We start from the raw sequence: 12,144 nt of genomic DNA on the forward strand, positions 1-12,144 counted from the left end.
CGGATCCAGACATGAGCCAAGCACAGCCTTCCCTCCGCGACGCGGATCAGTTCGACTATGTGATCGTGGGATCCGGCGCGGCCGGCTCCATCCTGGCCAACCGCCTGAGCGCGGACGGCTCGACGGTCTGCGTGCTGGAGGCCGGCCCGCCGGACCGCAGTCCCTACCTGCACATACCCGCCGGCTTCATCAAGGCGGTCTTCAACAAGAAGTACGCCTGGCAGTTCTCCAGCGAAGGCACGGCGCAGACCAACGGACGGCGCGTGCCGATTCCGCAGGGCCGAACCTTGGGCGGGTCTACTTCCATCAACGGCCTGGTCTACAACCGCGGCCAGGCGGCCGACTTCGACCACTGGGCCGCGCTGGGCAATACCGGCTGGTCCTATGACGAGGTGCTGCCGTACTTCAAGTCCATGGAGCGACGCGTGGGCGGCGACGACCGCTACCGCGGCCGCAAGGGCGAACTGCCGGTCACGGACATAGACTGGATCCACCCGCTGTGCGAGGCCTTCATCGCCGGCGCGGTGGAACAGGGCATCCCGCGCAACCCCGACTACAACGGCGCGGATCAGGCCGGCGTGGGCTACTTCCAGCGCACCATCGACCGCGGCTGGCGCATGAGCACGGCCAAGTGCTTCCTCAAGCCCGCCATGGGCCGCAAGAACCTGGAAGTGCGTACCTACGCGCAGGCAACCCGCATCCTGTTCGATGGCGGCAAGGCTGCTGGCGTGGCCTATTGCCACCCGGCCCACCCTTCGCAGGTCCGCGCGGTGCGCGCGCGCCGCGAAGTGATCGTGTCCTGCGGCGCGATCAACACGCCCAAGCTGCTGCAGCTGTCGGGCCTGGGACCGGCGGACCTGCTGCGCCAGCACAACATCGACGTGGTGTGCGACCTGCCGGGCGTGGGGGAAAACCTGAGCGACCACTATTCGGTGCGGGTCGTGGCGCGCGTGAAGAACAGCCAGACCATGAACCAGCTGGTCAAGGGCCTGAGCCTGGCCGGCCAGATCAGCCGCTGGATGATGAAGCGTCCCAGCATCATGGCGCTGAGCCCGTCGCTGCTGCATTACTTCTGGAAGTCCACGCCTGACCTCGCCTTGCCTGACCTGCAGGGCGTGTTCACGCCCGCCAGCTACAAGGAAGGCTATGTGGGCATGCTGGATGACTTCCCCGGCATGACCGCGGGCGTCTGGCAGCACCGGCCCGAGAGCCGCGGCCAGGTGCGCATCCGTTCGGCGGACCCGCTGCAGGACCCCGTGATCCTGGCCAACTACCTCGAAAACGAGCGCGACCAGATGACGCTGGTACGCGGCATCCGATTGGCGCGTCAGCTGCTGCGTTCGCAGGCGCTTTCGCAGTATTTCGACAGCGAAGTGCTGCCCGGTCCGCTGTGCGAATCCGATTCCGAATTGCTGGACTTCGCGCGCCGCTATGGCGTGTCGTCGTATCACGTCAACGGCACTGCCCGCATGGGCCAGGCCGATGACAAGTACGCAGTGGTCGACCCGCAGTTGCGGGTGCACGGCGTGGGCAATCTGCGCGTCATCGATTCCTCGGTGATGCCGGCCATGCCATCGGCCAACATCTGCGCGGCCACCATGATGATCGGCAACAAGGCCGCCGACCTCATCAAACAATCCTGAATTGCCAATCAGCGGTCACCAGAGTGATCCAGAAGGAGACAAGATGTACTTCAAGCATTTCCCCAAGACCATGAAGTCCCTGCTGCTGGCGGCGGCGCTGGCGGGCGCCAGCGGCGCCGCGCTGGCCGACGACATCAAGATCGGCTTCAACAGCGACATGTCTGCCACCGGCTCGGCGGACTTCGGCATTTCCGCGCTGGCCGGCGCGCGCCAGGCGGCCGATGAGCTGAACGCGGCTGGCGGCGTGCTGGGCAAGAAGGTCGTCATCGTCGAGCGCGATGATGTTGGCGCGCCGCCCAAGGCCATCCAGAACACCAACGAACTGGTCGACAACGTCAAGGTCAACGCCATGCTGGGCGGAGTCAACTCCGGCAACATGCTGGCCTGGCTGCACCTGGTGCAGCAGAAGAAGATTCCGACGATCTCGCCCGTGGCTACCGCCACCGACATTACCGGCCGCTACGCCAAGTCGCCCGCCAACTACGTGTTCCGCGTGTCCATGCGCGACCGCGACCAGATCGCGCTGCTGGCGGCCTACGCCGCCCGCGCCAGCAAGAACGGCAAGGTCGCCATCATCGCCGACACCACCGGCTACGGCCAGCAAGGCGCCAAGGACGCGGTCGAGATCCTGGCGCTGCACAAGATCACGCCCGTGGCCAACGAGAAGTTCGGTCCCAAGGACACGGACATGTCGTCGCAGCTGAACAAGATCAAGAGTTCGGGCGCCGACACGCTGATCGTCTACGCGCTGGCGGATTCCAACGCGCACGTCATGCGCAGCCTCGAGAAGATCAGCTACTTCCCGACCACGCTGGCTTCCTGGGCCAACCTGAGCTCGCCGTTCCTGCGCATCGCGGGTCCCGAGCTGGCCAGCAAGATGATCTTCACGGCGTCGATCACCGAAGACTCCTCGCCCGAGTCCAAGGCGCTGTATGACACGCTGATGAAGCGCGACGGCCGCGTGCCGACCTACGTCATGGCCGCGCAGGCCTATGACTCGGTCAAGCTCATCGCCGCCGCCATGGAGCAGGCCAAGTCGACCGAAGGCGAAGCCGTGCAAGCCGCGCTGCAGAACCTGGCGCAGGCCAAGGGCGTCATCAAGACCTACGAGAAGCCGTTCACAGCGGAAAGCCACGAAGCCCTGTCGGTGAAGGACTTCCGCCTGGTGCGCTGGATCGACGGCAAGGTGGTGTCGGTGGATGACGAATACACCCGCGCCATCAAGCCGGAAGACCTGAAGCTGTAAGAAGGCGCGGCAACGAGAAAGATCTCTCCCCGGTGCGCGGAGGCGCGCCGGGGAGTCGTCAATAGGGGGGCATCCAGCATGCAAATACTACAAGCCATCTTGAGCGGGCTGGCCATGGGCAGCGTCTATGCCCTGGTCGCGTTCGGGTTCAGCATCACGTACACCACGACCAAGACCTTCAACTTCGGACAGGGCGCATTCCTGGCGCTGGCCGGCCTGATCGGCATTAGCGCCATCCTGCTGGTCAGCCAGGGCAAGCTGATCGGTTTTCCGAATCCGGAGGACGTAACCTGGGGCACGTTCCTGTTCGCCCTGCTGGCCGCCATGCTGGTCCTGAGCCTGCTGGGCTACGTGCTCTACATCACCGCCATCCGCCACTTCGTGGGCGAGGCGGGGCTGTCCTGGGTGATGAGCACCATCGGCTTTGGCATCATCATCCAGAACCTGGCGCTGCTGGTCTGGGGCCCGGCGCCCATCGCGGTGGCGTCGCCGCTGGGCGAGGGCATCATCACGGTCCTGGGTACCGGCGTGCGGCCGCAGGAAATCCTGGTGTTCGGCACCACGCTGGCGCTGATGATCGTGTTCGACTGGGCCTTGCACAAGACCAAGATGGGCAAGGCGGTGCGCGCGGTCGCGTTCAGCAAGACCGCCGCCAGCCTGATGGGCATCAATGCCAACGCGGTGGCGATTGCCGTGTTCGCGATCAGTTCGGCGCTGGCCGCGATCGCCGGCGTCATGGTCGCGCCGATTGCCACCGCCTCGGTGTTCGTGGGCACGCTGCTGTCGCTCAAGGCCTTTTCGGCCGCAATCCTGGGCGGGCTGGAGAATCCGCGCGGCTGCATTTTTGGCGGCTTTCTGATCGGGCTGCTGGAATCGCTGATCGGCCTCTGGTATTCGAACCTGCGCGAGATCGCGGTGTTCGCGCTGATCATCGTGGTGCTGTATTTCCGCCCGGCCGGCATCCTCGGTCGCGTGCATGCGGAGAAAGTATGAAGCTCTCCAAAATCCTCGTTCCGCTGGTCATCGCGGCGCTTGCCATCGGCTACGCCTATTCGGGCCTGAATGACTTCTATCTGCTGATCCTGTTCAACATCGGGGTCTATTACATCGCTGCCACCGGCTTCAACATCCTGGTCGGCCAGACCGGGCAGAAGTCGCTGGGCCATGCCGGCCTGTTCGGCGTCGGCGCCTACACGGTGGCGCTCCTGACCGTGAACTACCAGGTCGATCCCTGGCTGGCGCTGGGCTGCGCCGCGGTTGTTTCAGCGGTCTTCGGCGTGGTGATCGCCATTCCGGCGCTGAAGGTCAAGGGGCCGAGCCTGGCGATGGTGACCATCGCCTTTGGCCTTCTGATCGAAAAGATCGTGTCCGAATGGACCGACGTGTTCAAGGGGCAGGAAGGCTTCTACGGCATCACCGGCCTGACCTTCGGCGGCGCCACTCTGGACAGCCGCCAGTGGGTGGTGGTGGTCGTGGTGTTGGGCCTGGCGCTGCACGCCATGACCTCGCTGCTGTTGAACGGCCGTTTCGGCCGCGGCTTCGCCGCGGTGCGCACGTCCGAGATTGCGGCGGAGAGCGTGGGCATCAGCGTTTACCGCTTCAAGATCCTGGCCTTCGCCATCAGCGCCATCACCTGCGGCATCGCGGGCGGCCTGGTGGCGCAGCAGAACCAGTACATCAATTCGGACTTCGTCAATTTCAACCTGTCGGTGTTCTTCCTGGTGCTGGTGCTGTTCGGCGGCCGCACGCCGGGGGGCTCTTTCCTGGGCGCGGTGGTGCTGACGGTGATCGACGCCATGCTGGCGCGCTGGCCGGAAGTGCAGCATTTCGCCTATGGTCTGATCCTGCTGTTCGCGCTGTACGCCATGCCGGAAGGGCTGGCGGGCCTGCTGGCCAAGGTGCTGCCCAAGCGCGGCCAGCGCGAGGCGCTGGCTGCCGAGGCGGGCGCCGCCGACTGGACGCCGGCGCCTCCTGCCGACCGCGGCGGCGCGGCGTCCGGCTTCCTGGAAGTGAAGGACCTGTACAAAGCCTTCGGCGGCGTGGTGCCTACCAACAAGGTGTCGTTCTCGCTGGAGCGCGGTTCCGTCGTGTCGCTGATCGGCCCCAATGGCGCCGGCAAGACCACCACCCTGAACCTGCTGTCGGGCCTGGTGGTGCCGGACGCCGGCAGCATCCGCTTCAAGAACCGCCAGATGGTCGGCTTGTCGCCCAATGAGATCGCTGCGTCCGGCATCGGCCGCACGTTCCAGAACCTGAAGCTGTTCGACGGGCTGAGCGCGCTGGAGAACGTGATGGTGGGCTTCTACCGGGTGCAGAAGTCCAGCTTCTTCTCCAACCTGCTGGGCTTGCCCGGCAGCCTGGCCGAAGAGCGGCGCATCCGCCGCCAAGCCTACGCCATTCTCCGGTTTTTCGAGCTGGATCGCTACGCGGACGATGCCGCCAACAGCCTGCCTTACGGCCTGCAGCGCCGCCTGGAAATCGCCCGCGCGGTGGCGGCCATGCCGGACCTCCTGTTGCTGGACGAGCCTGCCGCAGGCCTGAATCCAGCGGAAACCGACCAGCTTACGGACCTGATCGTGAAGCTCAAGAACATGGGCCTGACCATCCTGCTGATCGAGCACCACATGGATCTGGTCATGGCCATTTCCGACCATATCGTGGTGCTGGACTACGGCGTGAAGATCGCTTCGGGCCTGCCGAACCACATCCAGGAGAATCCGAAAGTCATCGAAGCCTACCTGGGCGCGCCGGCATAGGAGACCGCAATGAGCCGTTTACTGGACATCAAGAACCTGGCGGTCAGCTATGGCGCCGTCAATGCCCTGAAGCAGGTGTCGCTGCATGTGGACACGAACGAGATCGTGACCATCATCGGTGGCAACGGCGCGGGCAAGAGCACCATGATGCGCGCGCTGTCGGGCATCGAAAAATCCACTGGCGACATCGCGTTCGCCGGGCAGGATCTGGGCGGGATCAGTGCGCACAAGCGGGTGGGGCTGGGTATCGCCCACGTGCCGGAAGGGCGCCAGGTGTTCCCCGACCAGACCGTCTACGACAACCTGATGCTGGGCGCGTTCCTGCGCAAGGAATCGCCCGCTGAACTGGCTGCGGAGATCGAGCAGTGCTTTGCGATGTTCCCGCGTCTGAAGGAGCGGCGCGCGCAATACGCGGGCACGCTTTCTGGCGGCGAGCAGCAGATGCTGGCCATCTGCCGCGCCTTGATGAGCAAGCCGCGCATCCTGATGCTGGACGAGCCCTCGCTCGGACTGGCGCCGCTGATCGTGGCCGAGATCTTCAAGATCATCAAGTCGCTGAAAGAGCGCGGCATGACGATCCTGCTGGTCGAACAGATGGCCAACCAGGCGTTGGCGATCTCCGACCGCGCATATGTCCTGGAAGTGGGCTCCATCGTGATGGAGGGCACGGGCCAGGAGTTGTTGGCCAGCGAGCGCGTGCGCGAGGCCTATCTGGGCAAACACAAGAGCTGACGAGGCAATCATGTCATCCAAACCATTGAGCGGGATCCGAGTGCTGGAGTTGGGCCAGCTGATCGCCGGACCGTTCGCCGCCAAGATGCTGGGCGAATTCGGCGCCGAGGTCATCAAGATCGAACCGCCCGGCAAGGGCGATCCGCTACGCAACTGGCGCCTGATCCACGACGGCACTTCCGTCTGGTGGCAAGTGCAGTCGCGCAACAAGAAGTCGGTCAGCCTGGACCTGCGCAAGCCCGAGGCGCAAGACCTGATCCGGTCCCTGGTCAAGGACATCGACGTGGTGGTCGAGAACTTCAAGCCCGGCACCATGGAAGGCTGGGGCCTGGGCTGGGAAGAACTGCGCGCCATCAACCCGCGGCTGGTGATGCTGCGCGTGTCCGGCTACGGCCAGACGGGTCCGTACCGCGATCTGCCCGGGTTCGGCGCCATCGGCGAGGCCATGGGCGGCCTGCGCCACCTCAGCGGCGAGCCTGACCGCACGCCGGTGCGCGTGGGCGTGTCCATCGGCGATTCGCTGTCGGCGTTGCACGGCGTCATCGGCATCCTGCTGGCGCTGCGCGCGCGCGACCAGAATGGCACGGGCCAGATGATCGATGTGGCGCTGTATGAATCCGTCTTCAACATGATGGAGAGCCTGCTGCCCGAGTATTCGGTGTTCGGCGAGATCCGCCAGCCGGCCGGCAGCAGCCTGCCGGGCATCGCGCCCAGCAACGCCTACCGCTGCCAGGACAACAAGTACGTGCTGATCGCCGGCAATGGCGACAGCATCTTCAAGCGCCTGATGGGCGTGATCGGCCGGCCCGATCTGGCCGATGCGCCGGAACTGGCGAACAACGCCGGGCGCGTGAAGCACGTGGTCATGCTGGACGACGCGATTTCGCAATGGACCGGCCAGCATCCGCTGGACCTGGTGCTGGAGCGCTTGAATGACGGCCAGATTCCCGCGGGCAAGATCTATGACGTGGCCGATATCGCGGCCGACCCGCACTACCAGGCGCGCGGCATGATCCTGGACGGCACGCTGCCTGACGGCACGCCCGTGCAGGTGCCGGGCATCGTGCCCAAGCTGTCGGAAACTCCGGGCGAAGTGCGCAGCCCGGCGCCCGCCCTGGGCCAGGACACCGACCAGGTGCTGGCCGGGCTGGGCATCGGCGAGGCGCAGCGCCAGGACTGGCGCGCGCGCGGCATCATCTGAGGAAGGCAGCCATGAATGTGACCAACCCCGGAACCACTGCCAGCCGCCCGCGGCTGTACATCCAGGAAGTCGCGCCGCGCGACGGCTTCCAGAACGAAAAGCAGTTCATCGAAACCCAGGACAAGATTGCCTTCATCAACCGGCTGTCCGCCAGCGGATTCGCCAAGATCGAGGCCACGTCCTTTACCTCGCCCAAGGCCATTCCCGCCTTGCGCGACGCCGAGATCGTGATGCACGAGATCGAGCGCAATCCGGACGTCGTCTACACCGTGCTGGTGCCCAATGTGCGCGGCGCGCAGCGGGCGCTGGAGTGCAAGGTGGACGAGGTCAACCTGGTGATGTCGGTCAGCGAGACCCATAACCGCGCCAACCTGCGCATGACGCGGGAGCAGTCGTTCGAGCAATTGAGCGATGTGGTCAATGCGGTGCGCGGCAGCCGCGTCGCCATCAACGTGTCGCTGTCCACCGTGTTCGGCTGCCCGATGGAAGGCGACATCAATGCTTTCGAGGTGTTCGAACTGGTGGGACGCTTCGCGGCGCTGGGGGTGGACGGGGTGACGCTATGCGACACCACCGGCATGGCCTATCCCACGCAGGTCGGCAAAATCGGGCGCGAGGTCCGCAAGCTGTTCCCGGGACTGACCACCACCATGCACTTCCACAACACGCGCGGCATGGCGCTGGCCAATACGCTGATGGCCATCGAGGCCGGCATCGACCGCTTCGACGCATCGCTGGGCGGATTGGGCGGCTGCCCGTACGCGCCGGGGGCCAGCGGCAACGTCTGCACCGAGGAACTGGTGCACATGCTGGAACTGATGGGCTACGACACCGGCGTGGACCTGGACGCCATACTTGGCGTATCGGCGACCTTGCCCGCGCTGGTGGGGCACGACATTCCCAGCCAGCTGCTCAAGGCGGGACCGCGGCTGACGCTGCACCCGGCGCCCGACTTCGGCGCCTAGCGCGCGGCGATGGCGGGGCGGGCGGTTGTGCTAATTTCCATGCATGCCGACCGGTCCGGAGCCTCCGCCATGTTGAAGTTCGCCGCCAATCTTTCGATGATGTACACGGAACACGCGTTCCTGGACCGCTACGCGGCCGCTGCGGCGGACGGGTACGCCGGCGTGGAATGCATGTTTCCCTACGAGGCTCCGGCCGCCTTCGTGCGCGAACGCATGGACGCAGCCGGCGTGACGCAGGTGCTCTTCAACGCGCCGCCCGGCGTGGCCGCCCGCGGCGATCGCGGACTGGCCGCGCAACCGGGACGGCAGGCGGAATTCCAGGCGGGCATCGAACAGGCGCTGTCCTACGCTACCGCGCTGGCCTGCCCGAATCTCCATGTGATGGCGGGCCTGGTCCAACCCGGCGCATCGCGCGAGGCCATGCTGGATTGCTATCGCGAGAACCTGGACTGGGCCGCGCGCCAGGCGCGTTCGGCGGGCGTCACCGTGTTGATCGAACCCATCAACACCCGCGACATACCCGGCTATTTCCTGAACCGCCAGGACGAGGCGCATGCCGTGGTGCAGGCGGTCAATGCGTCCAACCTGAAAGTGCAGATGGATCTCTACCACTGCCAGATCGTCGAGGGCGACCTCACCATGAAGCTGCGCGAATACCTGCCCACGGGGCGGGTCGGCCATCTGCAGATCGCCGGCGTGCCGCTGCGCCAGGAGCCTGACCGGGGCGAACTGGACTATGGCTGGGTGTTCAATGTGCTGCGCGAACTGGAATACGGCGGCTGGATAGGCTGCGAGTACCGGCCGGCCGCCGGCACGTCGGCCGGCTTGCGCTGGCTTGCCGCCGCGCGCACCTGACGCCGGTCCTGATGCTTGGACTGCGGGTTTTTCCTGTGATGTGCGCCAGCGTCCTGCGTCCGATAATAAATCATTAATATGTTAAATAAATAGGCAGGCGAGGAGAGCGCACATGTTCAAAGGCATACTGCATCGCGCCTTGCTGGCGGCGGCGCTGGCAGGGGCTGCAATCGTCCCGGGCCAGGCTGCGGCGGACGGGTTTCCCGATCATCCGATCCGCTGGCTGGTGCCGTTCAGCGCGGGCGGGGGCAGCGACATCGCCACCCGCATCGTCGCCAAGCACGTGGGCGACGCGCTGGGCCAGCCGGTGGTGGTGGAAAACCGTCCGGGCGCGGCCACGATCGTCGCCGCCCAGGAAACCGCCCGCGCCGCGCCTGACGGCTACACCCTGCTGACGGCGGGGATGAGCACCCTGGCGCTGAACCCCTGGCTGTATCAGAAGCTGCCCTACGATCCAGGGAAGGACCTGACCCCCGTTTCCACGCTCGTGTCGCTGCCCATCGTGCTGGTGGTGTCGCCCGATACCCAGATGCATACGCTGGCCGACGTGAAGGCATACCTCAAGCGCGACAAACCGGGCAGCTATGCGTCCCTGGGCGTGGGCAGCCCCCATCACCTGGCCATGGAGCTGTTCCTGGATACCGTCCAGGGCCGCGCCACGGCCATTCCCTACAAGGGCACGCCGCCCGCCCTGCAGGACGTGGCGTCCGGCGTGGTGCCGATGATGATGGCCGATCTGGCCGCCGCCCGCCCGCTGATCCAGGCGGGCAAGCTGCGCGCTATCGCGGTGCCGGCCGCGCAGCGCTCCGGGCAATTGCCCCAGGTGCCGACCTTCGCCGAGGCGGGCGGCCCGGCATTCGAGGCTGCTGCCTGGCAGGGCGTGGTGGCGCCCGCGGGCACGCCGGCGCCGGTGGTGGAGAAACTCAGCCAGGCCATCGAGCAGGCCTTGCGTTCGCCAGAGGTGGCCGAGCAATTGAAGCTGCAGGGCATGGAGCCCACGGGCAGCACGCCGCAGGCCTTCGCGGACTATGCGCGCAAGGAATACGAGCGTTGGGGCGCGGTGATCCGGAGCAAGAACATTTCCGCCAACTGACGGCGGACGGTAACAGCCGCCGCAAGGTGTAACCGGCGCGTTCGCGCCCGCGCCGCGGGCGTACGATAAAGACACGTATATCCTGCCCGGCAGCCCGGGCAAGGAGCACATCATGTCTCTGATCGTAGCAGCCCGGTTCGAGGGTTTCGAAGCGGCGAACGCCGCGGCCGAGCGCCTGTCCGCCAGCGGTTTTCCAGACTGGGACATCCATACCTTCTACGTCAATCCGGCCGGCGAGCACGGCCGCTACCCCTTGGGCGGCGACCGCCGTTCCGACCCGGACTCGGGACGCGCCGATATCGGCGCTTTTCTGGGGGCGGGCGGGGTGGGCGCAGGTTTCGCGGTGTTTGGCGGGTTCGTGATGTCCGAGATCAGCGATTCCACGCCACTGATCCTGGCCGCGGCCGGGGTCGGCGCCTATCTGGGATCGCTCTTCGGCGCGCTTTGGGTGACGGGCCACGGCAGCACCCAGCATGGCCACTTCAATCCTGATTCCCATGCCGAGATCCGGCAGGCCGGCGTGATGGTTGCCGTGCGCACGCGGCCGCAGCGCGAAATGCTGGCGTGCCGCATCCTGCGCGATGCCGGCGGCGCGGACGTGGAACACGCCAACGGCCGCTGGCGCAACAACCACTGGGAAGACTTCGATCCGCTGGCGCCGCCCCGCCGCGAGATCGGATTCGGCTGAAGCAGCCTCGGGCGGCGGCGCGCGTCCGCGCTCAGTCCGGCGCGGGCGTGGGGGCGGTGTTTTGCCGGCGGGCGGTGGCCGCGCAGCCTGCGGAAGCGACGATGATCCCGCAGATGGCCAGCCATTGCGTTTGCGACAGCTGCTCGTTCAGCACGATCACGCCGGCCAGCGCGCCCATGGCGGGCTCCATGCTGAGCAGCACGCCGAAGGTCTTTTGCGGCAGGCGCCGTAACGCCACCATTTCCAGCGAATAGGGCAAGGCGCTGGATAGCACGCCCACCGCGATGCCGGCCAGGATCAGGGTCGGATCCAGCAGGGCGGCGCCGGCATGCGCTGCACCTATGGGCAGCGCCACCAGCGTCGCCGCGGTCAGCCCGAGCGACGTGGCCTGTCCGCCATGCACGTTGCCGGCCATCTTGCCGAAGATGATGTAGAGCGCCCAGCACACCGCCGCACCCAGCGCAAAGGCGATGCCGACCGGATCCAGGTCATGCACCGATTGCCCCGTGGGAATCAGCAGCACCAGGCCGGCGATGGCGCAGCCGATCCAGACGAAGTCGATGGCGCGACGCGACAGCGCCACCGCCAGGGTCAACGGGCCGATGAATTCGATGGCAATGGCCACGCCCAGAGGCAGCGTGCGCAAGGCCATGTAAAACAGCAGGTTCATGCAGGCCAGCGTCACGCCATACAGCGCGATCTTGGCCGCCGCCTGGCGCGTCAGCGGAAAGCGCCACGGGCGCCAGATCGCCACCAGGATCAGCGCGCCGATGGCGATGCGGTAGGCAGTCGTGCCCTGCGCGCCGACCATCGGGAAGAGGGACTTGGCGAACGAGGTGCCGACGCATAGCGAGGCCATCGCGCCGATCAACGACAGGATGGGGAGCAGGGTGGAGGACGACGCGTTGCGTCCGGTATTCAGGGTTGCGGCGGTCATGGCGATGGCGGAAAAGCGGAATGCGTAG

Annotated in this window: 11 protein-coding genes; 10 read left to right on the forward strand and 1 reads right to left on the reverse strand. The window is 66.2% G+C overall.

Going from position 1 to position 12,144, the window contains the following annotated elements:
* Positions 1 to 11: 11 nt before the first annotated feature.
* The 10 genes from DXK93_RS13025 to DXK93_RS13070 all read left to right on the forward strand — a co-directional run bounded on the left by DXK93_RS13025 (position 12) and on the right by DXK93_RS13070 (position 11,179).
* Entirely contained in the window at positions 12 to 1,643 is a 1,632-nt protein-coding gene (locus DXK93_RS13025; RefSeq protein ID WP_054457648.1) for a GMC family oxidoreductase, read from the forward strand.
* Between the two features lie 43 nt (positions 1,644 to 1,686).
* Positions 1,687 to 2,889, forward strand: coding sequence for an ABC transporter substrate-binding protein (locus DXK93_RS13030; protein WP_054457647.1), 1,203 nt, complete (start codon positions 1,687 to 1,689; stop codon positions 2,887 to 2,889).
* A gap of 78 nt (positions 2,890 to 2,967) precedes the next feature.
* The gene (locus DXK93_RS13035; protein ID WP_082401234.1) at positions 2,968 to 3,882 is read left to right on the forward strand and encodes a branched-chain amino acid ABC transporter permease; all 915 of its coding nucleotides are present in this window, start codon (positions 2,968 to 2,970) and stop codon (positions 3,880 to 3,882) included.
* Positions 3,879 to 5,645: an ATP-binding cassette domain-containing protein gene (locus DXK93_RS13040; RefSeq protein WP_119450252.1), complete on the forward strand. Its 1,767-nt coding sequence runs from the start codon at positions 3,879 to 3,881 to the stop codon at positions 5,643 to 5,645. The genes DXK93_RS13035 and DXK93_RS13040 overlap by 4 nt, the downstream gene beginning before the upstream one ends.
* Before the next feature lie 9 nt (positions 5,646 to 5,654).
* Positions 5,655 to 6,377 (forward strand): ABC transporter ATP-binding protein, encoded by a 723-nt coding sequence (locus tag DXK93_RS13045; protein ID WP_054457644.1) that lies wholly within the window; start codon positions 5,655 to 5,657, stop codon positions 6,375 to 6,377.
* A 10-nt stretch (positions 6,378 to 6,387) separates the two neighbouring features.
* Positions 6,388 to 7,578: a CaiB/BaiF CoA-transferase family protein gene (locus DXK93_RS13050; protein ID WP_054457643.1), complete on the forward strand. Its 1,191-nt coding sequence runs from the start codon at positions 6,388 to 6,390 to the stop codon at positions 7,576 to 7,578.
* Between the two features lie 11 nt (positions 7,579 to 7,589).
* Entirely contained in the window at positions 7,590 to 8,543 is a 954-nt protein-coding gene (locus tag DXK93_RS13055; protein ID WP_054457642.1) for a hydroxymethylglutaryl-CoA lyase, read from the forward strand.
* Between the two features lie 69 nt (positions 8,544 to 8,612).
* A complete protein-coding gene (gene otnI, locus DXK93_RS13060) occupies positions 8,613 to 9,398 on the forward strand; it encodes a 2-oxo-tetronate isomerase (protein WP_054457641.1) in 786 nt (261 codons plus the stop codon).
* Positions 9,399 to 9,510: 112 nt separating this feature from the next.
* A complete protein-coding gene (locus DXK93_RS13065) occupies positions 9,511 to 10,491 on the forward strand; it encodes a tripartite tricarboxylate transporter substrate binding protein (protein ID WP_119450253.1) in 981 nt (326 codons plus the stop codon).
* A gap of 112 nt (positions 10,492 to 10,603) precedes the next feature.
* Positions 10,604 to 11,179 carry a hypothetical protein gene (locus tag DXK93_RS13070; protein WP_119450254.1) on the forward strand — a complete coding sequence of 192 codons (576 nt, stop codon included), beginning with the start codon at positions 10,604 to 10,606 and terminating at the stop codon, positions 11,177 to 11,179.
* Between the two features lie 31 nt (positions 11,180 to 11,210).
* Here DXK93_RS13070 and DXK93_RS13075 read toward each other — a convergent pair whose 3' ends face one another.
* A complete protein-coding gene (locus DXK93_RS13075) occupies positions 11,211 to 12,116 on the reverse strand; it encodes a DMT family transporter (protein ID WP_082401233.1) in 906 nt (301 codons plus the stop codon).
* Positions 12,117 to 12,144: the final 28 nt, after the last annotated feature.

It is taken from the genome of Achromobacter sp. K91 (genome assembly GCF_003576205.1).
Lineage (GTDB): Bacteria > Pseudomonadota > Gammaproteobacteria > Burkholderiales > Burkholderiaceae_B > Achromobacter > Achromobacter aegrifaciens.

Coding starts and splice junctions, on each gene's coding strand:
- DXK93_RS13050 (WP_054457643.1), top strand. CDS start 6,388: ATGTCATCCAAACCATTGAGCGGGATCCGAGTGCTGGAGTTGGGCCAG.
- DXK93_RS13055 (WP_054457642.1), top strand. CDS start 7,590: ATGAATGTGACCAACCCCGGAACCACTGCCAGCCGCCCGCGGCTGTAC.
- DXK93_RS13035 (WP_082401234.1), top strand. CDS start 2,968: ATGCAAATACTACAAGCCATCTTGAGCGGGCTGGCCATGGGCAGCGTC.
- DXK93_RS13045 (WP_054457644.1), top strand. CDS start 5,655: ATGAGCCGTTTACTGGACATCAAGAACCTGGCGGTCAGCTATGGCGCC.
- DXK93_RS13025 (WP_054457648.1), top strand. CDS start 12: ATGAGCCAAGCACAGCCTTCCCTCCGCGACGCGGATCAGTTCGACTAT.
- DXK93_RS13040 (WP_119450252.1), top strand. CDS start 3,879: ATGAAGCTCTCCAAAATCCTCGTTCCGCTGGTCATCGCGGCGCTTGCC.
- otnI (WP_054457641.1), top strand. CDS start 8,613: ATGTTGAAGTTCGCCGCCAATCTTTCGATGATGTACACGGAACACGCG.
- DXK93_RS13070 (WP_119450254.1), top strand. CDS start 10,604: ATGTCTCTGATCGTAGCAGCCCGGTTCGAGGGTTTCGAAGCGGCGAAC.
- DXK93_RS13030 (WP_054457647.1), top strand. CDS start 1,687: ATGTACTTCAAGCATTTCCCCAAGACCATGAAGTCCCTGCTGCTGGCG.
- DXK93_RS13065 (WP_119450253.1), top strand. CDS start 9,511: ATGTTCAAAGGCATACTGCATCGCGCCTTGCTGGCGGCGGCGCTGGCA.
- DXK93_RS13075 (WP_082401233.1), bottom strand. CDS start 12,116: ATGACCGCCGCAACCCTGAATACCGGACGCAACGCGTCGTCCTCCACC.